Source organism: Streptomyces sp. NPDC054783, assembly GCF_053611725.1.
Genome location: NZ_JBSHAY010000012.1, coordinates 1 through 25,126, shown reverse-complemented (window position 1 = coordinate 25,126; position 25,126 = coordinate 1). Strand labels below are relative to the sequence as shown.

Genomic DNA, 25,126 nt, shown 5'->3' with positions numbered 1-25,126 from the left:
CGTGGCTCGGCGCCGTCGCGTCCCACAGCCACGATGACCGGGCTTACGGGCCCGAGGTGACTTCGGACGCCACACGATCCAGACCGCTGCGACACCCGCAGCGAGGTCGGCATCGGCCGACACCACGGTCAGCACGCGCCGCGACAGCCACTACGGCTGCGGCACATCTTCCGCCAGGACCCGCCGCACCACACCCGGCAGAAACGTCTCGAACCGGGGTCCCGTCCACGCGGCCTCTGCCCAGCCCGCATGCGCCTGCGATACTCGGCGTGCGAGGACATCAAGCCCCGATCCGGCGAGACAGCGCCTCACAACCCTCTGATCAAGGGATCATCACGCCGGTTGCCCAGCCTTCTGAGCGGGGCCGATGCGGCGTGCCGCTGGACCGTTTCCGGGTGCGCCCCGGACTACCCTTGTCCTATGGCCGTCCAGCCTGATATCGAGGTTGGCTCGTTGTCTCCCGGTCCGGTAGCAGGAGAGCCGGAGGCCCGGCTGCTCACCGAGGCGGTGACCCGGCTGCGGCGTGCGCTGCGCTCCTCGATCCGCACCGACTATCCGTGGGAGACCCTGCCCATGGCGCAGGTCGAGTTGCTGCAGGTGCTCAGCGAGCACTCGCCGGTCCGGGTCGGCGACATGGGCGCCCGTCTGTGTCTGGCGCAGAGTACGGTCAGCGGGCTGATCGGCCGGATGATCGCCGCAGGGTTGGTCACACGTGACGTGGACCCCGCCGACCACCGTGTCTCCGTCGTGACCCTCACCCATGCGGGACACGAGAGGCTCGCCGCCTGGACCGCGGCCCATGAACGCCGCATCGACGCGGCCCTCGCCGCGCTCGACGAAAGCGCCCGGGTGGCTGTCGGGAACGCATTGCCCGCTCTGTTCCAGCTGGCCGAGCGCCTCGGTGAACCGTCCCCCGGGGGATTGACCGGAACCAGCACGCACATCGGCGTGTGACTAGGTCGAGCGTCTGAGCGGTGAGGGCAAGGTCCTTCGTCAGTGAGCGGGCGGGATGCCGTCGGCGGGTCCGTATCCGCCCCCGCCGGGGGTGCGGATCACCAGGAGGTCGCCCCTCGTGACGTCCGCCGTGTCGCAGCCGCGCAGCCGATGGGTGCTGCCGTCGGCGCGTTCGATCAGGTTCTCGCCGAGGGCGCCGGATTCGCCGCCGGCCATGCCGTAGGGCGGGATACGGCGGTGACCGGAGACGACCGCGACCGTCATCGGCTCGGCGAATCGGATCCGACGCTCCACTCCGCACCCGCCGTGCCAGTGGCCGTCGCCGCCGCTGCCCTCGCGGATGCGGAACTCCTCCACACGCACCGGGTAGCGCCACTCCAGGATCTCCGGGTCGGTCAGGCGGGAGTTGGTCATGTGGGTCTGCACGGCATCAGCTCCGTCGAAGCCCTCGCCCGCGCCGGCCCCGGAGGCGACGGTCTCGTAGTACTGGAAGCGATCGTTGCCGAAGGAGACGTTGTTCATCGTGCCGGAGCCCTCGGCCTGGGCTCCCAGGACGGCGTACAGGGCGCCGGTGACGGCCTGGGAGGTCTCGACGTTTCCGGCGACGGTGGCGGCCGGGTGGGCGGGGGAGAGCATGGAGCCGGCGGGGATGCGCACGTCGAGGGGCTTCAGGCAGCCGCTGTTGAGCGGGATGTCATCGGCGACGAGGGTGCGGAAGACGTACAGCACGGCTGCCATGACGACGGAGGTGGGTGCGTTCAGGTTCCCGGGCTGCTGGGGCGAGGTGCCGGTGAAGTCCAGTACGGCGCTGCGCCGTTCGTGGTCGATGCGCAGGGCTACCTGGATGACGGCGCCGTTGTCGGTCTCGTAGCGGTGCTCGCCGTCGTCGAGGGTCGCGATGATGCGGCGTACGCATTCCTCGGCGTTGTCCTGGACGTGGCGCATGTAGGCGTGGACGACATCGAGCCCGAACTGGTCGATGACGCGGCGCAGTTCGTGGATGCCCTTCTCGTTGGCGGCGATCTGCGCCCGCAGGTCGGCGAGGTTGGTGTCCGGGTCTCGTGAGGGGTGGCGGGCGCTGGTGAGCAGGTGGCGGGTCTCGTCCTCGCGGAAGTGCCCGTCACGCACCAGCAGCCAGTTGTCGAAGAGCACGCCCTCCTCGTCGATGACGGTGCTGAACGCGGGCATGGATCCGGGGCTGATGCCGCCGATCTCGGCGTGGTGGCCGCGCGAGGCGACCAGGAAGAGCAGCCGCTCGCCCGCCTCGTCGAAGACCGGGGTGACGACGGTGATGTCGGGCAGGTGGGTGCCGCCGTGATATGGGTCGTTGATGGCGTAGACGTCGCCGGGCCGGACCGAGCCCTGGTTGCGGCGCAGAACCTCCTTGATGGACTCGCCCATGGAGCCCAGATGTACGGGGATGTGGGGCGCGTTGGCGATGAGGCTGCCGTCGGGGGCGAAGAGTGCGCAGGAGAAGTCGAGGCGTTCCTTGATGTTGACCGAGTGGGCGGTGCTCTCCAGCCGTACACCCATCTGCTCGGCGATGGACATGAACAGGTTGTTGAAGACCTCCAGCATCACCGGGTCGACGGTGGTGCCGACCGCCGTACGGGACGGGCGGGGACGGGAGCGGGTGAGGACGAGGTCGCCGTGCTCGTCGGCCGCGGCCCGCCAGCCGGGGTCGACGACCGTGGTCGCATCCGCTTCGGCGATGATCGCCGGGCCCTCGGCACTGTCACCGGGGCGCAGGTCCCTACGTCGGTACAGCCGGGTGGGCTGCCAGTGGTCCTCGGTGAACATCCGCACGGTGTCGGCCGGTCGCAGTGCGCTGGTCCGCGGCGACGGGACGGCCGGTGCGGCGGTGCGCGGGCCGGAGGAACCGGTGGCCTCGACCTCGACGGCCTCGACGACCAGCGGCTTGCTCATGGTGAAGCCGTAGCGGTCTTGGTGATCGTGTTCGAAGTGGGCTCGCATGTTGTCCGCCGGGCCCAGCGGCACGGGCAGCGAGAAGTCGGTGCCCTCGTAGCGCAGCAGGGCACGGGCAGCCGTGCGGACGGTGGCGTCCGGAACGCCGTCCTCGCGCAGCTGGGTACGTGCCTGCTCGTCCAGCTCCATGCGCACGGCCTCGACGCGGGCTGCCGTCTCCGGCCGGTCGAGGGTGGCTTCGACGGAGCGTTCGCGCAGCGCGACCGCGTCCGCCACCCCGATGCCGTACGCGGACAGCACCCCGGCGAGCGGGGGGATCAGGACGGTGTCGATGCCGAGCCGGTCGGCGACCGCGCAGGCGTGTTGGCCGCCCGCGCCACCGAAGGCGACCAGCGCGTAGCGGGTGATGTCGCGGCCGCGCTGGACGGAGATCCTCTTCACCGCGTTCGCGATGTTGAGCACGGCGATGTCGAGGAATCCCGCCGCAACCGCCTCCGGGCTGCGGCGCCGCCCGGTGGCGGCGGCGGTCTGCTCGGCCAGCTCGGTGAAGCGGGCCCGGACCGCGGCCTCGTCCAGCGGCTGGTCGCCGTCCTTGCCGAAGACTCGGGGGAAGAAGACGGATTGGATGCGGCCGAGCATGACGTTGGCGTCGGTGACGGTCAGCGGACCGCCGCGCCGGTAGCAGACCGGGCCGGGGTCGGCGCCGGCCGAGTCCGGGCCGACGCGGTAGCGCATCCCGTCGAAGTGCAGGATCGAGCCACCGCCCGCGGCCACGGTGTGGATGTCGGTCATCGGCGCCCGCATCCGCACTCCCGCCACCTGAGTGCCCAGGACCCGTTCGATCTCGCCCGCGTAGTGGGACACGTCGGTCGAGGTGCCGCCCATGTCGAAGCCGATCGCCCTGACGTGGCCGGCGCCGGTGGCGGCGCGCGCCATGCCCACTACCCCACCCGCCGGGCCGGACAGCACGGCGTCCTTGCCCCTGAAGCGGCCCGCCTCGCGCAGGCCGCCCCCGGACTGCATGAACATCAGCCGTACACCGTTCAGCTCAGCGGCCACCTGGTCCACATAACGCCGCAGGATGGGGGAGAGGTAGGCGTCGACCACGGTCGTGTCGCCTCGCGGTACCAGCTTGATCAGCGGGCTGACCTCGTGCGAACAGCTGACCTGCCGATAGCCGACGGCGCGGGCCGCGTCGGCGACGGCGGCCTCGTGCGCGGAATGGCGGTAGCCGTGCAGGAAGACGACCGCGGCGCTGCGGAATCCGTCCGCGTATGCCGCGGCCAGCGCCTCGCGCACGGCGTCCAGACCGAGCGGACGGACGAGTTCACCATCCGCACCCACCCGCTCCTCCACCTCGATCACCCGGTCGTACAGCGCCTCCGGGAGCAGGATGCGCCGGTCGAAGATGCGGGGGCGGTTCTGGTAGGCGATACGCAGGGCGTCCCTGAAGCCCCGGGTGACGACCAGGACCGTCGGTTCGCCGGTGTGTGTCAGCAGCGCGTTGGTGGCGACGGTGGTGCCCATCTTCACCACCTCGATCCGGTCGCCGGGAATCGGCTCGTCCGCCTCCAGACCCAGCATCTGACGGATGCCGGCGACCGCCGCGTCCTGGTACGCCTCCGGCTGCTCCGACAGGAGCTTGCGGCTGACCACCTCGGAATCCGGCGTCACGGCCACGACATCGGTGAAGGTGCCACCACGGTCGATCCAGAACTGCCAGCGACCAGCCATGTACCCATTGTGCGCCCTCGACCGGTGACCGGCGGGTAGGTGGAAGGTTTCCTACGAGGCCGTTGTCGCGCCTCATCCGCACAGGGAATGAAGCGCGTTCTTCAGCTCGGCAGGCTCGGTCCCTTCTGGTGGTGCCGTGGATGTGGGTACCAAGGCTCCGCCGTCGCCCGATGGGGGCCACACCCGCGTCCTGAGTCACTATGTCTGGCATATGTCGTTATGCTGTCTTTCGTGCCGTGGACCGGGTGGATGTGCTTTCGTGGTCTGCTCCATAGGCGGTGGAGTCTCGCCGGGCTCTCACCAGTGATCTTGACTGTGGTTGTCGCGAGCCTGGCGTTTTCCACCCCGAGAAAGATCGCTTTCAGTCGTCTCCTGACTGCCGTACCTGCCCTCGCGGCGTCGGTGTGGCCTGTGCTGCCCACTGTTCTGCTGGGGCTGGTCTGCGTTGCGATCATGATTGGGCTGAGCCTTGTCTACCCTGACCTGGGCACGTGGTTCACCGTGGGTGCCATTGCCGCGGTCACCGTGGCGGCCGCGTATACGTGCCGTGTCCGCATCCACCGGGAACAGGCGTTCGTCCAGCTCCGCCTCGTCGCCGACGCGGCACAGAAAGTGCTCTTGCGTCCCCTGCCCGGCCGGGTCGGTCGCATCGAGATCGAGTCGATGTACGTCGCAGCCGCCGCGCAGGCTCGCATCGGTGGGGACTTCTACGAAGCCGTCGCCACGCCATTCGGGGTACGACTGATCATCGGCGATGTGCGGGGCAAGGGCCTGCCCGCAGTGGGAGCGGCTGCGGCAGTGGTCAGCTGCTTCCGGGAGGCCGCGTACGACGAACGGACCCTGGAGGGCATCGTCCGCCGCCTGGACGTCAGCAGCACCCGGCACAGCTGTACGTTTCCCACCGGGGACCTGCTGGAGCAGTTCACCACGGTGGTGCTCGCCGAGTTCCCGCACCAGGGCGACCGCATCAGGCTCCTCAACTGCGGGCATCCTCCGCCACTGCTCCTGCATCAGGGCAAGCTCCACGTCCTGGACCCCACCATCACCTCGCCGATGCTCAACCTCGCCTCACTCATCGGCGCCGACTACACCACCGACACGATCGTGTGTACGCCCGGTGACCAGCTGCTCTTCTACACCGACGGCGTCATCGAGAGCCGCAACGGCGAAGGTGAGTTCTTCGCCCTGCAGGACTGGATGAGTCGCCAGACCGCGGCTGCGCCGAGGGTCCTGCTCGACACGCTTCACCGGGATCTCCTCCGGCACAGCGGCGGTGGGCTCAACGACGACGTTGCAGCACTCGCGGTGCGCATCCGTGACAGCTCACCAGGAGGGCCCGCCTGAACGACCCGAGTGTTCCGTTTCCTACGGTTGTTCCGTTTCCTGCGGTCCCGCAGCGTCGCTTCAGCGGGCACGGACGCCCTGCCTGCCCGGCATGGGCATGCCCAAATCCGGCTGTTCTGGCACGCTCTTCGGGGCCCGGTCCTGCCGTCCGGAGGGGTGAGCCCCCGAAGACCGGTCGACCGGTCGTATTGGCCGGGCGCCCGTCGCCGGCGATCACGCAGTGAATCCGGCGTCGGCGATCTGCGCAGGTCACATGACGCCGTCGGTCCGGTGCCCGCCGGCAGTTGCGCGGGAGCCGCCGCCCGGACCCTGGGGAACGGCGCCGTCATGTCCGTACGAGTAGAAGCACGTGAAAGAGATTCCGATCGCCTCGGAGCTTGGAAAGACCATCGAGCGGTGGACCAAGGGCGCCCAGCGGCTGCCGGTCCGCGGACCAAAGACCTCGGATGTCCACAGGCTCATCGACGGCACGATCATGCAGTGCGTGGAAGAAGGGCTGGACGACTCGGTGGGCCATACGGCGAGCAGCCCCGCCAGGTACTCCACCGTGGCGGGCGAGATCGCGGAGCTCAGCCGTTCGGGCAGATGACAAAGTGGGGGAAGGCGAGTCGACGGGGCTGGTCGCCGATCTCGTTGAGCGCGGCCCGGATCTCGTGCAGGTGGGCGGTGGTCATCTGCAGCGGGGGTTCTTGGGGCTGGTAGGTGGTGCGCACCGGGTAGTCCTCGCCCGGGTCGGTGGTCATCTCGATATGACAGCCCAGAACGTGGGTGACCGGTCTGCGTGCGGAGAACTCGATCAGGCGGTCGATCGTCCGTGCGAAGGCGGACCAGTCCTGAACGTAAAGTCGGCCGGGGTAGACCGTGTCGCCGGTGAGCAGGATCCCGGTCCAGGAGTCGTAGAACGTGACCGCTGCCTCGTGGTGCCCGGGGGAGGCCAGGCACTCGAGCACTCGGCCCCCCAAATCAATCTGTGCCACGGCGGTGGGGTCCTCGTCGAAACCGAAATACTTCCAGGCCTCGGTGATTTCTGCGTCGACCACCGTGGTGTCGGGGCGGTCGGAGAACTGGCCGTCGCCCGCGATGTGGTCGCCGTGTGCGTGAGTGTGCAGCACCAGCAGGTGATATTCCTGCCGGAGGTGGCGGGCCAGCCAGCCGTCGACGAGCTCGTCCACCACCCGGCGCAGGGGAAAGAATTCGGGGGCCGGGGTGGCTCCGGTGTCGATCAGCACCGCCTGGGCGTTTCCGAACAGCAGAAAGAGGAACGGCGCCTCGTAGTTGATCGCCATGTTCTGCCGCAGAATGATCGTGTGCTCGTCGTACGCGTAGACCTGGATGTCCGGGTCGGTGTTGTGCTTGGACGACGGTGAGCCGTGAATCCACCGGACGTCCAACTCCCGGGGCTGGGGAGCTGGAGTGCCGAAATCGATGAAGGGTGTGCCTGCGTCCATGACGTCTCCCGAGTGCGTCGTCTTGGCAGGCCGGGTACGGCGCACATCTCGTCCGGGGCAGGCATCCATGACGCCTCCGCGGTCACCGTAGCACGACACTGATCCACTGCTCTGTCGCCCTGCGCCCGTGCGGCGGCATCGCTTGCGTCGCGCTCGTCCCGCGTGTGTCGCGTTGCGGCGCGAGGATGCGGACGTGGTGCGCGTGGGTCGGGCCATGGGGTTTGTCGCTGGAGGGCCGAGTCCTGCCGGCCGCTGCGTACTGGGGCACGGGGTGGCGGTGCGCGTCCGGTCGGCGCCGCGGACCGTACCGGCGATCGGTGCGGGGGACGGCGGCGGGTCTCAGCAACGCGCACGCTCATGCGTCACCGGGGGTGGCTGCTTCCGTGCCGGGCAATTTCCGCGAGGTCGCATGTCCCAAGGGGGACGGTGGTCTCGTTCTGCCTATGAACGTCGTCAGCGAGGGTGGTGCGGGCCACGTGCGACGAGCGGGCGGCTGCCGTCTTCGGGCAGGACGACGAGGAAGCGCCAGGTTCCGTCTTCGACGCGGGCCAGGCCTATCGTCGTGGCGGCGTCGAATGCCTCAGCCGCGGGTTCCGCGCCTTCGGTCAGCGTGTCGAGCTTTGCGTAGTGCCGGGCCAGTGTCGCGGCTGGACCGTGGAGCCACAGGCGCACCGGCGCACCTCTCCGAAGCGCGGTGAGGAGGTCGTCGCGGGCCTCTGCCGGGGCGGCGGCCTGGAGCGTGTCGTGAAGTCGCTCCTGAGCGCATGGCTGTGTCGGAGCAGCTTCAGCTTCCAGGCGGCACTTCGGGCACGCCTGCGGGTCCGTCAGGTCGAAGAGGTGCCGATAGCGGGTGACCTGGTGCTCTGGGATGCCACAGAGTGTTCCGCTGTCGGCCGTCGCGTGCTCGACGCCGGGAACTCCGGTGACCTCGCCCGCGCCGAAGCGGGCGGCCTCCCGTGCGGTCGCGAAGGACCAGCCGTTGTTCGGACCAGGGATCATGCACGCGAGCATCCCACAACCGTCCCTCCCGGCCGGCTTGGTTTTGCGCTGCGGATGTTTCCGGCATCGCATGGTTCGAGTACCGGTGAGTCTGTGGCGGTGGTCGGCGTCACCGCGCTCCTGGCTGACGAAGCCGTTACCGCGGCACAGCCGAAAAGCGCTCCCTGATCGACTAACGCTCCCTAATCGACACGGTTGGGTTCCAGCCATAGCTCGGAGCGCCTTCGCCGGCCCCTTTCCATAAGGCTTCCTTCAGCTCCGTTCAACGAGCGGTTATACGTGGCCGGTTGATTGTGATCACCGTCTCCGCGTCTGCAGGAACCGAACGGCCGTGGAATACGTCCGTGAGGAATCAAAGCCCCCGCACGCGAGGCCAGTTGGCGCAAATTCGTCCCGCATAGTGAGATATCCTGGTGCACCGGGCGCCCCACTCGTGATGGGTGCGCCGCTTTTCACGCCTTCAGCGACACGGTCCGCGCCCGCCATGGTGGACCGGCTCCGTCGCGCCTCGCCGGCCATTTTCCGTGCCGGCGGCGGTCCACGCCTTCGAGCAGGAATTGATGCCAGTTCAACCATTCGCGGAACTCGTACGTTTCGCTCGCACCAACTCGCATTTCTATCGTGAGCTCTACGCCGGGCTTCCCGAGCACGTCACCCGTCCCACAGATCTTCCGGTGGTGCCCCAGGCCGACTTCTGGCGCGCCAACTCGCCCCGTGGCAACCGGCTGCTCACCGCTCCGCTGGACGAAGCGATCGTCTTCCGCAGCGGCGGGACCACCGGGTCGCCGAAGTTCTCCTACTACACCCGCACGGAGTGGCGGGAGTTCACGACCGCGTTCGGTTCCGGGCTGGTCCGTGCGGGGCTGCGGCCCGGGCACCGGGTGGCGGATCTCTTCTACGCGGGTGACCTGTACGCCAGCTTCAGCTTCGTCCTCGACTCGCTGCACCGCTCACCCGTGGCCAACGTCCGCCTGCCCATCGGCGGCGCGGCGCCCTGGGAGTCGACCGCGGCGACGCTGGAGGAGTTCCGGGTCCAGGTGGTCGCCGGTACACCGACCACACTGTGTTCGCTCGCGGAGCGCCTCACCAGCGCCGGCCGGACACTTCCGGACGTGGAGCTGCTGTTCTTCGGCGGGGAGTGCCTCTTCGGCGACCAACTCCCGCTGCTCCGTGCCGCGTTCCCGAACGCCCGGCCACGCTCCCTCGGATATGCGAGCGTGGACGCCGGTCTCCTCGGCGAGGCCGTGCCCGGCGACGACCCACGCGTCCACCGAGCGTTCACCCCGTACACGGTGGTCGAGATCCTCTGCGACGGCACCGACCGCCCCGTCGAGGCGAACGGCGTGCCGGGGCGGCTCGTCGTCACCGACCTGCGCAGGCGACTCATGCCGGTGCTCCGCTATCCGGCGGGCGACCGGGCCGAGTGGGTCGACCGGGACTCCGGTGTCTTCCGCATCCTCGGCCGCGCCGAGGAGGGCGTGCGGGTCGGTCCCGTCTCGTTGTACACCGAGGACGTCCATGACGTCGTCAAAGGAGCCGACGCGGCGGGCGAGGTGACTGGCCTGCAGCTGGTCGTGCGCCGACGGGACGGCCGCGACGGGCTGGTGCTGCGGCTCGCGATCGCCGACCCTGGCAAGGAACATGCCGGGCTGCGCGAGTCCGTCGTAGCCGCGCTCCTCGCTCAACGTCCCTTCTACGCAACCGCGACCACCGCCGGGCACGTGAACCCGCTGAGCATCGAGTGGGTGCGGCACCGGGACCTCGCGGTCAACTCCCGCTCGGGCAAGCTCATCCGTGTCGTCGACGAACGGCCGCACTCGTGACCGCGGCACCTGCACGTGGGCGTCGTCTGCCCCTCGTGCTGCGCAATCCGTCCTTCGGCAGGATCTGGGCCGGTCAGCTCCTCACCCAGGCTGCGAGCAGAATGTTCCAGGTCGGTGCGGTCTGGTGGCTGGTCGGCCGCGCGGGCGGCGGGCACCGCGGCCTGGCCTCGGGCTTGTTCCTCATGGTGAGCACACTGCCCGCGGTCGCGCTGGCTCCGGTGGTGGCGGGCATCGTCGCACGATGCGCACACCGGACGGTGCTGTCCGGCGCGGCGGCCGTGGCGGGCGCGTCGGCGGGTACGGCGGCCGTTCTGGCGTACGCCGGCATGCTGCCCGTGGCCGGCGCCTACGCGGTCGGGCTCGCGCTGGCCGCCTGCCAGGCGGTGTTCGATCCGTGCCTGACCACTTCGGTGCCGGAACTCGTCGAGGATGCGGACATCGAGTCGGCCACCGGTTTCGAACTGTCGACGCAGTCCGTCGCCGGGCTGTGCGGGGGACTGCTCGGCCCGCTCGTCGTCGACGCGGGCTCAGTGGCCGCCGTCATCGCCGCGTGCGCTGCCGCGTACCTGCTCGCCGCCCTGCTGGTCGGCGCCAGCCGCTTCCCGCGGACCGGGGCCGGGCACGGAGGCGCGGACGGGCCGCCTCCGAGGCGACGGGCGTTGCGCCCGGTCCTGGCCGATCTGCCCTTCATCCGGCGGGTGCTGGTCTGTTTCGCCGCCGCCAACGTCTTCACCACCGCCGTCTACGTCGTGATGCCCCTGTACACCCGGGAGGTACTGCACGCCACCGGCTCGACCGTGGCCTCGCTCGAGGCCGCCCTCGGCGCGGGCACCCTGATCGGATCCTTCAGCGGCGGGCGGCTGCCCGGCCGCCCTGTCGCCGTCGGCAGCGTGTGCCTCGCGGTGATGGCCACCGCCCTCGGCCTTCCGGGGCTGCTCGCAGGGCACGCGGCGGCGGTCGTCTCGATGGCCGTCGTCGGCTGGTGCGTCGGTGTGATCGGCGTGCGGTTCGTGGCGCTCTTCCAGCGACTGGTGCCTGCCGACGACAAGCCCGGGTTCTTCGCGGTCATGCAGGCGCTGCTGGGTGCCACCTTCCCCGTGTCCTCGCTCGTCTTCGGCGCGCTGGGCGACCATCTGGCGGCCCGCACGCTCTGCCTGGTCCAGGGCGCGGGTCTCGTACCGGTGGCGCTGGCGCTGTGGTGGCTGGGCGGCCGGGCCGAGGCCCGGCGGGCCCCCGTCGGACAGCCGTCGACGGGAGCAGCGACGTGAACGCCGGCCTGCACCCCGCGTCCGTCCACGACATCGCCGAACTGAGGCAGTTGTACTTCGAGGTGTACGGGCACGGATATCCGGTGCCGCTCGGCAGCGATCCGGTGGTCATGCACCGGCTGATCACCGACGGCACCGCGCACTGGCTCACCGCCCGCACCGGCGAGGGCACCCTGGTGGGCTCCGCCGTCGTACTGACCGAACCGGGCAGCCGCATCGGAAAGCTCGTCGGCCTCGCCGTACACCCCGGCCATCGTGGCGGCGGGCTCGCCTCCCGGCTGACCGGGGCGGTCTGTGCCACGGCTTTCGCCACGGGCGGCCTCGACTCGGTGTACGCCACCGTCCGCCTGGTCACCGAAGGGCCGCAGCACGTCGTCGTACGCAACGGCTTCCGGCCGCTCGGGCTCCTGCCGAACGCCGTCGAGGTCGAGGGGTGCGAGACGCTCGCGTTGTTCGCCCGTTACGCCGACGGTGTGCTGGAACACCGCGAACCGGTGACGAGCGTGCCCGAACGGCTGTCGCCGCTGCTCTCCGCCGTAGCCACCGGCGTCGGCATCGACTACGCCGGCACCCGGCATGTCCCCTCCCGTCGCGCGCTGGGCGCGGCCACCGGTGCCGAGCCGATCGAGCTGATCACCGCACCGGCGTTCGTGCGGCGGCGCTTCCTGGAGCTCTTCCCGGAGGCCGACGGCCGCTTCTTCCCGCTGCACACCCCCAACGCGGTCCTGGTCGCCGCCGATGGCAGCTTCGAGGCGTACGCCGACCTCGACGCCGTAGCGGGGAGCTGCGCGCTCGTCGCCGTCCATCCGCGTCCGGCCGCGGTGGCCGGCGCCCTCGAGGCGCTGATGGCCGCGGTCACCCGGGCCGGCGCGGACTACGCAGAGGCGCTGCTGCCGCTGGCCGACACCGAGGCCCTTGAGGTGTTCCTCGCCTCGGGCTTCGTGCCGAGTGCCGTCTACCCGGCGATGCGCCGCATCCGCGACCGGCTCCACGACTACGTGGTGCTGTCGCGGACCAGCCGTCAGATCGACTTCCGCACCACCGCCGTCAGCCCGCTGCTCCGGCCGTACCTCGGCGCCTACCTGAGCGCCTGGACCGCCACCTATCTGCCCCTTCCCGAGGTGTCCCGATGAAACCCCATCTCGCTCCCGTCGAGGTTCCCGACCCGGCGGCGCTCGGCCATGTACAGCGGCTCTGCGATCTGGTGGAGCCGTACGCCGGCGGCCCCGTCACCGACGAGCTGTTCGCCGCCGCCATGGCCGAGACCAACGCCTGGCACGCCCGCCGCTCCCGTTTCTTCGCCGCCCTGCTTCAGGACCCGGCCGAGACGTGCGCGCCCACCGTCGGCGAGGGGGTGCGCACCCCGCTGGTGCCCGCGGCCTTCTTCAAGCGTCACGAGGTGCTCTCCATACCGCGCGACGAGGTGTTCCTGCATCTGACCTCCTCGGGCACCACGGGCCAGAAGTCGCAGATGTTCTTCGACGAGTGGACCATCCGCTCGGCGCAGCGCATGGTGGCACGGATCTTCGACCACTACGGCTGGATCACTCCCGAACAGCCGGTGAACTACCTGCTGTACAGCTACGAGCCCGCGCCCTCGCTGAAGCTGGGCACGTCGTTCACCGACAACTATTTGTGCGACTTCGCCCCGGCCCGGCACACCACGCACGCCCTGCGGCACACCGGCACCGGCCACGAGTTCGACGTGCACGGCTGCATCGCGGCGCTCCGGCGCTACGCCGAGGACGACGTACCGGTCCGCATCCTGGGCTTCCCGGCGTTCCTGTACTTCACCCTGGAGCGGATGCGGGCGATGGGCCTGCCGCCGCTCACCCTGCCCCAGGGATCGCTGGTGGTGCTCGGCGGCGGCTGGAAGGGCCACGCCGACCGGCAGATCGGCAAGGACGCGTTCTACTCCGAGGTCACCGACCTCCTCGGCGTGCCGGGGGACCGCGTGCGCGACACCTTCGGCTCGGTCGAGCACTGTGTGCCGTATGTCGAGTGCGCGCATCACCGGCTGCACGTGCCCGTGTGGTCGCGTGCGGCGGTGCGCGACACGGGGACGCTGCGCCCGCTGCCGTACGGCGAACGCGGCTTTCTGCACCTGGTCAGCCCCTACATCACCTCCGTGCCCGCGCACAGCGTGGTGATGGGCGACCTCGCGTCGCTGCATCCGGGCGACGCATGCCCCTGCCCGCTGTCCACCGACTGGTTCACCGTGCACGGCCGCGCAGGAGTGAGCCGCAACCGCAGCTGTGCGGTGGCCGCCGCCGAACTGATGAAGGGAATGTCGTGACCACCTTCGTACCGCACTCCGTACTCCACCTGTGGCAGGGGGAGTTCATCGACGAGGCCGAGGCCGGCCGGCGGCTCGCCGGGCTGCCTGAGCTGGCCGGGCGGCTCCTGACCCGTCCCCTGCCCAGCGACGTGGTTCTGGGCGCCTGCGCCGCGGTCGGCCGTGACCTGGCCGATCCTGACTCCCCCCTGTACGGCCGCCTGGCCGGGCACCTGCCCGTCGGCGAGGCCCCTGCGGTTCTGGCGGAACTGGGAGCCGCGCTCACCCGGGAGGCGCTGGAACGCAAGCTGCGGCGCGAACTGGGCGGTCTGCGCCCGGAGCGGCCGACCCGGCCGGACGCCCGCGAGACGGTGTACGAGGCCTGGGCGCCCGTCGGTCTGCTGGTGCACATCGCACCGGGCAACGCCGCGGCCGTGGCGCCGCTGAGCGTCGTCGAGGGACTGCTGGCGGGCAATGTGAACGTGCTGAAGACCAGCAGCTCCGACTCGGCTCTCGCGCTCGACCTGCTGGCCGCGCTCGGTGCGGCCGACCCGTCCGGGCTGATCGCCGAACGCGTCATCGCCCTGCGCTTCCCGTCCGCGCGCCGCGAGTGGCTGGAGACACTGTGCGGGCAGGCCGACGCGATCGCGGTGTGGGGCGGCGAGGACGCGGTGCGCGCGGCGGGCGAACTGGCGCCGCCCGGCTGCCGCGTGGTCGAGTGGGGCCACCGGATCTCCTTCGCCTACCTGACCCGGCAGGCAGCGTCCGATGACGCCGTGCTCGACGCGCTCGCCGAGGATGTCTGCCGTCTCGAACAGCAGGCGTGTGCCAGCCCGCAGGTGGTCTACCTCGACACCGAGGCCACCAACGACACCGAGGAACTCTTCGAGTTCGCCAGTCGGTTCGCCGAGCGGCTGGCCAAGGTCTCCGACGCCCGGCCGGCATCCGTGCCCGGCCCGGCCGAACAGGCGGAGATCACCACCGTGCAGCAGCTCGCCCGGCTCGAACAACACCTGGGCCTCACCCGCGTGTTCACCGCCGAGGACGGTTCCTGGCGGGTGCTGGCCGACGCGCGCCCCGCACTCGAGGCCTCCCCGCTGCACCGCAGCATCCGGGTGAAGCCGCTGCCCCGGCACGCGGTCACCGCGACCCTGCGCCCCATGCGCCGCTATCTGCAGACCGCGGCGATCGGGGGCGACAGCGCGGACGTGGCCACGCTGTCCCGCGCCCTGTTCGCCGCGGGCGTCACCCGCGTCACCCCGGTCGGGTCCATGCTGGAGAGCTACGAGGGCGAACCGCACGACGGTGTCTACGCGCTGCAGCGCTACAGCCGCCGGGTGACCGTGCGCGTCGCGGACCCGGAGTTCCGTACGGTGGCCTGCCTGGACGACCTGGTGGCGCCGCCGGTTCTGCCCCCTGCGCCGGTCGCACCGCTGCTGGGCAAGGAAGGCGTGCAGATCGCGCTCGCCGCTCTGGACCCACGCCATGCCCACCTGTACTTCCGCAGCGGAGGCTCCACGGGCACACCCGCGCTGTCGGTGTTCACCTGCGACGACTACGACAACCAGATGCGCGCCGCAGCGGACGGACTGCTCACCGCCGGCTTCGATCCGGCCCGCGACCGGGCGGCCAACCTGTTCTACTGCGGCGGGATGTACGGGAGCTTCATCAGCTTCTTCTCCATCCTGGAACGGCTGAACGCCACTCAGCTCCCGATCGCCGCCGGCCCCGACCACGCCTCGGTCGCGGAGACACTGGTCACCCACCGGGCGGACACGGTCTTCGGTATGCCGTCCTACCTGTGGCAGCTCTTCCACGCCGAAGCGGACCGGTTGCGTGCGTACGGCGGCATCCGGAAGGTCTTCTACGGCGGCGAGCACTTCACCGTCCAGCAACGCAGGGTCCTCACCGACGACTTCGGGGTGGAGGTGATCCGTTCGGCGGCCTACGGCAGCACCGACCTGGGGCCGCTGGGCTACCAGTGCGCGTCCTGCGACGGCTCGGTCCATCACGTGCTGACCGACCTGCACACGCTGGAGATCCTCGACCCGCACGAGGACCGGCCGGTGGCGCCCGGCGAGCCCGGACGGCTGGTGTTCACCTCCCGGGCGCGGGCCGGCCAGCGGCTGGACCGCTACGAGATCGGTGACCTGGGACGGGAGGTGCGGGGCAGGTGCGCGTGCGGCAGCCACGTGCCCCGCCTGGAACTGCTCGGGCGCTACGGCGACGTCGTCCGCGTGGGCACGTATTTCGTCAACTACCGGCGCCTGCTCCGGGCACTGGAGGAGCGGCTCGGCTATCACGGCGAGGTGCAGCTGATGGTGGCCCCGGGCGCAGGCCGGGAGCGGCTGACGGTCCGGCTCGACGAGCAGTACGCTCCGGCCCCCGAGGCCGCCCGGGCAGCTCTCACCGCCGAGGTGGCCGAACTCGCGTCGGCCGAGGCGGAAGGGCTGCTGTCCCTCGCCGTGGAGACCGTCCGGCAGGACGAGTTCGAGCGCACCGCGACCAGCGGCAAGCTGCGCACGGTCATCGACCTGCGCTGACCGCCGTGCCTGCGCGCGGAGTTGCGGGCGGCGGCCTTCCGCGCCGCCGCCCGCGGCGCTGCTGGATGATCAGCGGATGGAGCTGCTGAGAATGAGCGGGGCCGGCGGTCAGTCGACCGACGAGGCTCCGCCGAGCCGGCTGAGCCTGGCCGCCGCGGCGATGGTGGCCTGGACATAGCGCTGGGGGGCCTCCGGCATGACGTCCATGGGCTTGAGCAGCAGGACCGCCCCCCAGATGGCACCGTCCCAGATGACGGGAGCGGCGACGGAGTTCCACTTCGCCATGCACTCCTCCCGTCCCAGAGCGTAGCCCTGGTCACGGATGTCTGCGAGTGAGGCGAGCAGCTCGTCGCCGTCGCGGATGACGCCGGGGCCGGCTTCCTCCGGGACCGGGTCGGCGGCGACGCGTTGCTGTATCTGGGCGGGCAGGTAGGCGAGGATCGTCCGGCCCGAGGCACCGGTGCGCAGCGACCGTGTCACGGAGAGCACATCGCGCGGCGTCATGCCGAGTTCGACGAGATCGGAATCCCCCACCGCCATGTCCAGGCACTGCCTCCCGGCCGTGCCGAACGGGGCCCTCATGTACAGGAAGACCAGACCGCTGTCGGTCGCCTCCCGCAGGCCCTGAAGGACGCGGGTGGCCTCGCCACCGGAGAGTCTGTCCTCGGAGAGGGCATGGAGCCCCAGGTCGGCGACCGTGCTGCCGAGCTCGTACAGGCCTCGGTCCACCCGGACGAAGGTGCTGTTGTAGGTGCCGGCGGTCAGCATGCGGCCCGTGGTGGAGTCATCGAGATCGGCTGCCCTGGCGATTGCGGACAGCCGGTGGGCGCCGGGGCCCAGAGTGATGAACGCCTGCTGCACTCGCATGAAACGTTCGGCGTAACCGGTCCCGCTTCCGCGCTGCCCACCCATCAGCCGTATCCCCTTCGTCCCGGCCGTGCTCCCCTCTTCGGGAACGCGGCCGTACCGGTGCCGCTGCCACCGCGTACGTTCCGGGCACCAAGACTAATGTGTGACTGTATCGAGACTGAACTTGCCCATGCCGGTTCGGCTGTTGAGCATGCTGTGCGCCTTTGCGGCGTCGGCCAGTGGGAAGGTGCCGCCACTGACGATCTTGAGCGTACCGTTCCCGACGGCGTCGAAGAGCTTCCTCATGGAGGCCGCCAGCGGGAGCGTCCGGTCGGCGTACAGGTGCGGAAGCCAGAATCCCGCGGCGGTGATGGACTTCTGGAGCAGTGTGTGCGCGGAGACGTCGGCGAGCTCCCCGCCCGCGAAGCCGTACACGACGAGTCGGCCGCGCGGGGCCAGCACTTCGAGGGTCCGGTGCAGCGTCTTGCCGCCGGTCATCTCCAGCGCGGCCTGAACCGGCCCTCCTGCCGCGTCCAGGATCCGCTCCGCAAGGCCGTCCTCGTCGGAGGAGTCGACGACCGCTGCCGCGCCGAGCTCCATGGCCAGCTGACGCTTCTCCGTCGTACTGGCGAGAGCGACGACGCGGGCGCCCGCCCGGTGCGCCAACTGGACGGCCAGCGACCCCACGCCCCCGGCCGCGGCGGGAATGACGACCGTCTCCCCCTCGGTGATCCGGGCGACCGTGAAGAGCAGGTGGTATGCGCTGTTCCCCTGCAGAGCCAGGCGCACCGCCTGTTCGTCGGTGATCCCGTCCGGGATCTCCCAGTGCAGCCTGCGGTGTACGGCGGCCTTTTCGGCGTATCCGCCGCCCTGCGTCAGCGCCACGACGCGCTTGCCGTCGGGCGTGGTGCCGACAACCTCGTTGCCGGGGATGTACGGCAGCGCGACCGGCGCGAGGTAGGTGTTGCCGCGAACGTGGACATCTGCGTAATTGACACCCGCAAGCCTCACATCGAGCGGGATTTGTCCACGCGCGGGCTCGGGGTCGGCAACCTCTTCAAGTCGCAGGACCTCGGGGCCGCCGAATTCCCTCATGACAATGGCGCGCACGGTACTCCTATGGATGGGGGTCGGGTGCGTACGCCGACAGGCTAGGGCATCCACGTACCGGCTCCGACCTGGGAAACATGCCTCGTACATATTTCTCACCAGCCGAGAAAAGGCCGTCCTTTTCTCGCCTCCCGAGAAGGTTCAAGCTCGAACTTCTCGCTGCGTGAGAATGTGAATTCAAGAGTTGCGTTCGCCCTTTCGAAGAGACATAGTGATGCCGCCCTCCTCGCTGCCGAACACGATTCCGACGGGGGAAGCGACGGGACGGCCGGCAGCACGGGGGAGGAGGGCAACTCAGCGCCCCAGCGCCGGGACGGCCGGATCTGGCCGGCTGCCCGGCTGCCCGGCTGAGGTCATCGGCGAGTGGCCGGCCATCCAGCCCCGCGTACGGCCACCGGCCCGGCCGGCGGCTTCTGCCGGCGCCCCAACTGCTGCTCCCCGTAGGGCGGGCAGCGCTTCTCTCCGAGTCGAAGTCGGCACCGAGCCCCGTCTACGGCAACCCGTCCGGACCAGCGGGCAACACATGGCTCTTGCAGGACACGGACCGTCACCGCGTGGGCGAGCGCGCCCGCCAGGCACAGCGCGGCCCATGCCGTCGTCCGAGCCGTCGTACGACGCGTGCGGCCGGTACGCGGGCGGCGCCCACCGCTGCTGGAGGTGTAGAGGCCGGCAGGCGTGGAGACCAGGGCACCGCCCGCGCCACCGGAGGGCCCTTGACGCACCTGGACGGTCAGCTCCCCGGCGGCTTGCGGGATCGCGGCCGGTGGCCAGGGACCGTGGGGTGAGCGTGTTCCGTGCAGGTGGGCTCGGCGTCCTGCGTCACAGCGCGGCCGGGCACAACCGCTGGGCCCTGCCGCCGTTCACCACCGCGTCGGCACAGCCCGCGGGCAGACCGTCGTGGGTGCGGGTCGAGAAGTTGGCCGTGACACTCAGCACGCCGTCGCCGAACGTCGTGCGCTGCACCAGCCGGTCGGGCGTCAGCTGGCGGAAGTCGGTCATGGGCAGGGTCGCCGCAGCCTTGTGCAGGGGCTCGAAGTACTTCTGCAACTGGGCGATCTGCTTGCCGTGCTCGTCCAGTTCCGCCTCGTCGAGGACGAGGTTCAGCGGGACGTTGTACAGCATGGCCAGCAGTGCACGGGTGCGGCTCTGGTCGGGCAGCTTCGACCAGGACAGCTCCCAGCGCTCGGTGCTGATCACCGAGTCGTGCAGCACGGTCTGGTACAGCGGTACCCGGTACCTGGGGTCGTACATCGCCTTGGCGACGTCGGCCGGCAACTGGACGGGCTTGAAGAAGATCCCGGGCGCGCCGGCCGGTGCGTAGCCGCCCCAGGTGGCGCGGTCCCGTTCCAGCGCCCACAACCGGTCGGGCACCGGGGTCCCGGAGCCGTGGCTGAAGGCGAGCGCACCGTTCGCCCAGGAACCGGCGCTCTCCGAGCCGAGCACCAGCTTGCGGTCGCCGGACAGCCAGGCCATCCGCCGCAGCCGGTTGTCCCGGTCCTGCGCCTGGGTCATCGGGTGCGCGGGGGAGTGGTCGGTGAACAGCTCGCCGGCGGCGTCCACGTCGAGGAAGTAACTGTTCGCGCCGTTCGCGGTCATCTCGCGGGTGCGGTCGGCCAGCTGGTGCCGGGTCGGCTCGGCGCGCCGCAACGCTTCGGAGCTGACGTAGCAGCCGCGTCCGCCGAATCCGGTGACGATCTTGCCGTCGCCTCCCCGTACGCAGGCGTCCTGCCACACGGGCGCGGGCCACTTGGACACCGAGGTGTCGGCCGAGGCGGGGTCCTGGGCGTTGGCCCACGAGTCGTACGGTCCGACGAGGTAGCCGGACCGCTCGGCCAGGCTCACGGCCGAGCGGTCCATCGGGGAGCCGTCGGCGTCGTAGCCGAGCCACATCCTGTCGATGCCCAGCTCCCGAAGGCGCTTTACGCCCTGGATGGTGCGGGCCTGGCCCCAGGTGTAGGCGTGGAAGGCGCCCACCAGCCTGCCGACCGCGGGGTTGCGGGCGATCTTCTGGCGCAGGGTGGTGATGCCGCCGTGGGCCTGCAACCAGGCCCGGTAGTCGCGGGCGGCGGCCACCGGCGAGCCGTCGGTGAGCGCGAAGGTCAGCGTGTAGTCGAGCGTGTCCTCCGACGGGGAGAACGCGTGCTCGGTCTCGGTGTGCAGCCGGCCGTCGGCGGAGACGAACTTCAGCGTGGTGCCGATGTCGGACTCGGCGATGTAGCTCGCGCCGTGCCCGCCGCGCAGGCTGGTGCCCCAGAACGGCATGGTCAGACCGTCGGACATGCCCGCCTCCGATCCTGCGAGCCCGGCTTCCGAAGAGTTCCACCAGCGGTCGACGACCGGCACCGACAGGCCCTCGCCGCGCGGGATCTGCAGCTCGCTGGTGTCCTGGCCGGTGGCGGTCACCGGCCAGGTCAGCGTGGCCTTCCGGGTCGAGTGCACGGTCACCGTCAGCCGTCCGTCGCGCGCGGCCGCAGTGACCATGAGGCCCTTCGCCGGGTAGCCCCAGGTGGCCTTGTCGCCGTGCACAAAGACCTTCCCAGCGGGTCCGAGGGCCTCGGCCGCCGCAGCGGACAGCTGCCAGGCGTGTCCGTCGTCCGCCTGGCCGCGCACGGCCAGGGAGGCGGTGTCCACCACGGCGCGCCCACCGGCGACGGGCACGGTGACGCGGCCGCCGTGCGCCTGGACCTGCCGGCCGTCCGGGGCGCCCGTGCCGAACGCGGTGGCCGTGCCGACCACCCCGATCACCGTGACGGCGGCGCTCAGCGCGACGATCTTCTTCTTGGTCTTCTTGATCTTCCTCGCCTTCATGGGGCGTCACTGTCACGGGGCGGTCTAAGAACTTTGTGAGAGCCGGTTCCGGGCCGGGAGGCGGAGCCGGAACAGGGCGCCCCCGCCGGGTGCGTGTTCGGCGGTGAGGCCGGCGTGGTGGGCGTGGGCGATCTGGCGGGCCATGGCGAGACCGAGTCCGGAGCCGGGCAGGGCGCGGGCCGTGCGGGCACGGTAGAAGCGGTCGAAGACGTACGGCAGGTCCTCGTCGGCGATGCCGGGTCCGTGATCGCGGACGGTGACCTCCAGCCTGTCTCCCGGGCCGGTGAGCGTCACCTCGACGGGCCGGCCGGGCGGGCTGAACTTCGCCGCGTTGTCGAGCAGACACGACAGCAGCCGGGAGAGCCGGGCCGGTACGCCGGCGACCGTGCCGCCTCCTGCTCCCGGAGCGACGGAGAGCCGGAAGGAAACCTCCGGCCAGTGGTCACGGGCCGCCTCCACGGCGTGGCCGACGACGCCCGCCAGCCGCACGTCCTCGACCAGGGGATCCGGCTCCTCCTCCCGGGCCAGCTCGATCAGGTCGTTGACGAGTACGGTGACCTCACGCAGCTGGCGGCCGAGCGCCCCGGAGGCCCGCTCGCGCTGGCCGTCGGTGAGACGGGCTGACCGGGCGAGCAGTTCGGCGTTGGTGCGCAGCGCGGTCAGCGGAGTGCGCAGTTCGTGCGAGGCGTCGGCGACCAGCCGGCGCTGGGCGCTGACGGACTTCTCCAGTTCCTCCAGCATGGTGTTGAAGGCCGTCGCGAGCCGGGTGAGCTCGTCCTCGCGGCCCGTGCGGACGGTCGGCAGCTCGATGCGGTGCCGGGCGTCGCGGGTGGCGGTGATGCGCTCGGCCGTCGCGGTCAGCCGGCCGACCGGGGCGAGGCCCGTACGGGAGACCCAGAAGCCGAGGCCGCCGGCCAGCAGGATGCCGCCCGCGCCCACGGCGAGGAGCAGTTCCGCGGCCTGCCGCACGCCGCGGTCGACGGTGTCGGCGCGCACGGCGACCTGCAGGGCCCGGCCGCCGCCCAGCCGCGTGGTGAGCATGCGGGCGCGGTGCCCCGCGAGCCGCAGTTCGCTGTGGTAGGCGCCGTGGGTGCCGGCGGCGACCGCGCGTGTGGTGCCGGTGACGGGCAGCAGATAGGGGCTCTCGGGGTCGTCGCCGGGCCGGGTGGGTACCAGCTGGGCGCAGGCCGGGGCGGCGAGGTACCGGCACTCGCCCTGCACCACGCCGGCGGGTTCGTGCCGGTACTGCTGGGCGGCCAGCCGCGCCGACTGGGTCAGGTGCAGGTCGAGCTGACGCAGCAGTTGGTACCGGATCACCAGGAAGGCGGCCGTGCACACCCCGACCACGACGACCGCCACGGCGAGCGAGGCGGCGAGGGTCAGCCGGGTCCGCAGGGATCGTCGAGGCCACCCGGAGCGTCGGTCTCCGCCCCGCCACCGGAGTCGGCGCGGGGCGGTCACGCCAGGTCCAGCCGGTAGCCGACTCCGTGCACGGTGTGCACCAGCCGTGGCTCGCCGTCGGCCTCCAGCTTGCGCCGCAGGTAACCGACGTACACGGCCAGCGAGTTGGACTCCGGTCCGAAGGCACGCCCCCACACCCGCTCCTGGATCGTCTCCCTCGTCAGGACCTGGCCCGGATTGCGCAGCAGCAGTTCCAGCAGCGCGAACTCCGTCCGGCTGAACTCGATGGCGCGTGCTCCGCGCCGCCCGGTCCGGGTGGCCGGGTCCACCACCAGATCGGCGAAGGAGAGCTCCGCGGCCTCCACCGGCTCGGCGGGTGCGCTGCGGCGCAGCAGCGCCCGGATGCGCGCCACCAGCTCGTCCAGCGCGAAGGGCTTGACCAGATAGTCGTCGGCGCCCGCGTCCAGACCGTCCACCCGCTCGCTCACCGAGCCCAGCGCCGTGAGCACCAGCACGGGAGTACGGTCGCCCATCGCCCGCAGCCGACGGCACACGCCCAGCCCGTCCAGACCGGGCAGCATCACATCGAGCACCAGGGCGTCGGGTTCCCAGGACGCCACCTCCGCCAGCGCGGCCTGCCCGTCCTCCGCCCCGCGCACGTCGTATCCCTCCACGGCGAGGCCGTCCTCCACGGCGTACCGCACCTCGGGCTCGTCATCGACCACCAGAATCCTCGGCGCACGCACGCCCCCACCAACACTGCTCATGGAGGCAAGCCTGCCAAATCGTGTCGGGGGACCCCTCGGAGCTCGCCGGTCGCGACACGGACCGAAACGAGTTGGGTTCCTGCACCACGGCACGGCGAAGCCCCCGACGGGATCCCCGTCCAGAACGCCGTCACAGGAGTTCGGAAGGGGCCCGGCCGCAAGCGGCGCGGGCCCCCGGGATCACACGTGCGGGCGGGTGCCGCTTTCCTGGCGCGGGAACGTCTGGTCCGCTCCGGGCAGCTTCGGCTTCGGCAGAGTCGCCACCTCTTCCTTCGCCTTCTCCAACTGCTCCGCGGTGTCGTCGGGGAGCTGGGGCGGGCCGGGGCGGGCGTCGCGGAATCGGAAGGCGGTCGTGAGGTCGCCGAAGGTGGCGCGCCGCCAGTCGCTGATGTTCGGCTCCTTCACCCCGGTGAACCGTTCCAGGAACTGCAGGGACGAGGTGTGGTCGAAGGCCTCCGACGCCACCCAACCGCCCACGGTCCAGGGCGAGATGATGATGGCGGGGACGCGGAAGCCGCCACCGATCGGCAGGCCCTGAACGTACTCGTCGGCCGTGCCCGCAGGCGGCGTGGGCGGGGCCACATGGTCGAAGAGGCCGTCGTTCTCGTCGTAGTTCAGGATGAAGGCGGTCTTGCTCCAGACCGTGGGGTTGGACGCGATCGCCTCGATCTTCGAGGCGACGAAGTCGGCGCCGGCCGCCGGGAGGTAGTCGGGGTGCTCCGACTGGTAGCTCGTCGGCATGATCCAGCTCACGGCCGGGAGACGGTCGTTGCGGGCGTCGTCCTCGAAGGTGCCCTCCGGTTGCGGGCGTACACCTCGATCGTACAGGTCGGACCCGGGCCACGCGTTCTTGAAGGCGGCGAACTGCTCCAGCATGTTGCAGCCGTAGTCGTCGTCCTGCTGGTACACCTTCCAGCTCACGCCGGCCGCCTGGAGCCGTTCGGCATACGTCGTCCAGCGGTACGGCGTGGGCGCGACGTTGCTGATGACCGGGCCGCCGTGGGTACCGCCCGGGTCGATCGTGCCGGTCATCCACATCAGGCGGTTGGGCCAGGTGGGGCCGAAGACCGAGCAGTAGTAGTTGTCGCAGACGGTGAAGGTCTCGGCGAGCGCGAACTGGAACGGGATGTCCTCGCGCGTGTAGTAGCCCATCACATACGGGCCGTTGGCCCCGTCGGCCCTGCGGTGGGCGGGCAGCCACTGGTCCATTCGGCCGCCGTTCCACGCCTGGTGCTGTACGGCCCAGGCATGGCTGGTGGACGGGATGGCCTGGGCGCTCGACGTGTGGGTGTCGAGGTGGAAGGGCAGCAGATAGCCCTTGGGGTTCACGGCGTCGGGCTGGTAGAAGACGGAGCGCCCGTTGCCGAGCTTGAGGGCGTTCGGGTCGTTGAAGCCCCGGACACCCGACAGGGTGCCGAAGTAGTGGTCGAACGAGCGGTTCTCCTGCATCAGCATGACCACGTGCTCGATGTCGCTCAGCGATCCCTGCCTGGGCGGCCCGGAGGCGACGGCCTTCTGGACGCTCGGCGGGAGGAGGGAGAGAGCCGCGGTGCCTCCCAGCGCACCCGCGGCACCCAGCAGTCTACGGCGTGTCAACTCAGCCATGATGGCCCTTTCTTGAGCGGCACAGGCGCTCCGGAGTGACGGCCGGCCCGGAGAAAAGGTGGGCCGTCATCATCGTTCGCTCGTGATGGCCGGGCGCATCAGGGAAGGGCCGTGAACATGCGACCAACGCGCGGGAAGGGCTTGACCAAGCCGTGACGTTCCACGCCCACGCGTCGCGTCGATGTCGCCCTGCGTTGAGAAAAGGGTGGCTGCTGCACGGATCCGGACGTGACCGCCTGCACGGCGCCGGGACCCATCGCTCGGCCGGGGCC

Annotated in this window: 17 protein-coding genes and 1 riboswitch; of the genes, 8 read left to right on the top strand and 9 right to left on the bottom strand. The window is 70.7% G+C overall.

The annotated features are described in order from the left end of the window. Positions 1-420: 420 nt before the first annotated feature. Complete coding sequence (locus ACWGJ5_RS21730) at positions 421-954, top strand: MarR family winged helix-turn-helix transcriptional regulator (RefSeq protein WP_453311322.1); 534 nt, start codon at positions 421-423, stop codon at positions 952-954. Between the two features lie 39 nt (positions 955-993). On the opposite strand, the gene ACWGJ5_RS21725 is transcribed toward ACWGJ5_RS21730, so the two are convergent. After that, on the bottom strand, positions 994-4,614 hold the full coding sequence (locus tag ACWGJ5_RS21725; RefSeq protein ID WP_453311321.1) for a hydantoinase B/oxoprolinase family protein: 3,621 nt from the start codon (positions 4,612-4,614) through the stop codon (positions 994-996). Between the two features lie 453 nt (positions 4,615-5,067). Here ACWGJ5_RS21725 and ACWGJ5_RS21720 point away from each other — a divergent pair, with 453 nt between their 5' ends. Both ACWGJ5_RS21720 and ACWGJ5_RS21715 read left to right on the top strand, forming a co-directional pair. Further along, the gene (locus ACWGJ5_RS21720) at positions 5,068-5,958 is read left to right on the top strand and encodes a PP2C family protein-serine/threonine phosphatase (protein WP_453311320.1); all 891 of its coding nucleotides are present in this window, start codon (positions 5,068-5,070) and stop codon (positions 5,956-5,958) included. A gap of 349 nt (positions 5,959-6,307) precedes the next feature. Further along, positions 6,308-6,547, top strand: coding sequence for a hypothetical protein (locus ACWGJ5_RS21715; protein ID WP_453311319.1), 240 nt, complete (start codon positions 6,308-6,310; stop codon positions 6,545-6,547). On the opposite strand, the gene ACWGJ5_RS21710 is transcribed toward ACWGJ5_RS21715, so the two are convergent. Then, the gene (locus tag ACWGJ5_RS21710) at positions 6,528-7,406 is read right to left on the bottom strand and encodes an MBL fold metallo-hydrolase (protein ID WP_453311318.1); all 879 of its coding nucleotides are present in this window, start codon (positions 7,404-7,406) and stop codon (positions 6,528-6,530) included. The genes ACWGJ5_RS21715 and ACWGJ5_RS21710 overlap by 20 nt on opposite strands. Positions 7,407-7,417: 11 nt before the next feature. Next, positions 7,418-7,486: riboswitch (guanidine-III (ykkC-III) riboswitch) on the bottom strand. 373 nt (positions 7,487-7,859) lie between these two features. Beyond that, the gene (locus ACWGJ5_RS21705) at positions 7,860-8,405 is read right to left on the bottom strand and encodes a hypothetical protein (protein ID WP_453311317.1); all 546 of its coding nucleotides are present in this window, start codon (positions 8,403-8,405) and stop codon (positions 7,860-7,862) included. Positions 8,406-8,965: 560 nt separating this feature from the next. On the opposite strand from ACWGJ5_RS21705, the gene ACWGJ5_RS21700 reads away from it, so the two are divergent. Genes ACWGJ5_RS21700 through ACWGJ5_RS21680 form a run of 5 tightly spaced genes read left to right on the top strand, consistent with a single transcriptional unit; the run spans position 8,966 to position 16,314 of the window. Next, entirely contained in the window at positions 8,966-10,228 is a 1,263-nt protein-coding gene (locus tag ACWGJ5_RS21700; protein WP_453311316.1) for a phenylacetate--CoA ligase family protein, read from the top strand. Between the two features lie 35 nt (positions 10,229-10,263). After that, a complete protein-coding gene (locus ACWGJ5_RS21695) occupies positions 10,264-11,496 on the top strand; it encodes an MFS transporter (protein ID WP_453311315.1) in 1,233 nt (410 codons plus the stop codon). Next, a complete protein-coding gene (locus ACWGJ5_RS21690) occupies positions 11,493-12,629 on the top strand; it encodes a GNAT family N-acetyltransferase (protein WP_453311314.1) in 1,137 nt (378 codons plus the stop codon). The genes ACWGJ5_RS21695 and ACWGJ5_RS21690 overlap by 4 nt, the downstream gene beginning before the upstream one ends. Next, the gene (locus tag ACWGJ5_RS21685; protein WP_453311313.1) at positions 12,626-13,792 is read left to right on the top strand and encodes a LuxE/PaaK family acyltransferase; all 1,167 of its coding nucleotides are present in this window, start codon (positions 12,626-12,628) and stop codon (positions 13,790-13,792) included. Before ACWGJ5_RS21690 ends, ACWGJ5_RS21685 begins: the two co-directional genes overlap by 4 nt. Next, on the top strand, positions 13,789-16,314 hold the full coding sequence (locus tag ACWGJ5_RS21680) for an acyl-CoA reductase (protein WP_453311312.1): 2,526 nt from the start codon (positions 13,789-13,791) through the stop codon (positions 16,312-16,314). Before ACWGJ5_RS21685 ends, ACWGJ5_RS21680 begins: the two co-directional genes overlap by 4 nt. 108 nt (positions 16,315-16,422) lie before the next feature. Here the strand turns inward: ACWGJ5_RS21680 and ACWGJ5_RS21675 are convergent, their stop codons facing one another. The 6 genes from ACWGJ5_RS21675 to ACWGJ5_RS21650 all read right to left on the bottom strand — a co-directional run bounded on the left by ACWGJ5_RS21675 (position 16,423) and on the right by ACWGJ5_RS21650 (position 24,854). Beyond that, complete coding sequence (locus tag ACWGJ5_RS21675; protein ID WP_453311311.1) at positions 16,423-17,226, bottom strand: IclR family transcriptional regulator domain-containing protein; 804 nt, start codon at positions 17,224-17,226, stop codon at positions 16,423-16,425. A gap of 93 nt (positions 17,227-17,319) precedes the next feature. Continuing rightward, positions 17,320-18,273: a quinone oxidoreductase family protein gene (locus ACWGJ5_RS21670; RefSeq protein WP_453311310.1), complete on the bottom strand. Its 954-nt coding sequence runs from the start codon at positions 18,271-18,273 to the stop codon at positions 17,320-17,322. A gap of 819 nt (positions 18,274-19,092) precedes the next feature. After that, positions 19,093-21,081, bottom strand: coding sequence for a glycoside hydrolase (locus ACWGJ5_RS21665; protein ID WP_453311309.1), 1,989 nt, complete (start codon positions 21,079-21,081; stop codon positions 19,093-19,095). A gap of 24 nt (positions 21,082-21,105) precedes the next feature. Next, entirely contained in the window at positions 21,106-22,542 is a 1,437-nt protein-coding gene (locus ACWGJ5_RS21660) for a sensor histidine kinase (protein ID WP_453311308.1), read from the bottom strand. Further along, positions 22,539-23,249: a response regulator transcription factor gene (locus ACWGJ5_RS21655; RefSeq protein WP_453311307.1), complete on the bottom strand. Its 711-nt coding sequence runs from the start codon at positions 23,247-23,249 to the stop codon at positions 22,539-22,541. Before ACWGJ5_RS21655 ends, ACWGJ5_RS21660 begins: the two co-directional genes overlap by 4 nt. 180 nt (positions 23,250-23,429) lie before the next feature. Next, the gene (locus tag ACWGJ5_RS21650; RefSeq protein WP_453311306.1) at positions 23,430-24,854 is read right to left on the bottom strand and encodes an alkaline phosphatase family protein; all 1,425 of its coding nucleotides are present in this window, start codon (positions 24,852-24,854) and stop codon (positions 23,430-23,432) included. Between the last annotated feature and the right edge of the window lie 272 nt (positions 24,855-25,126).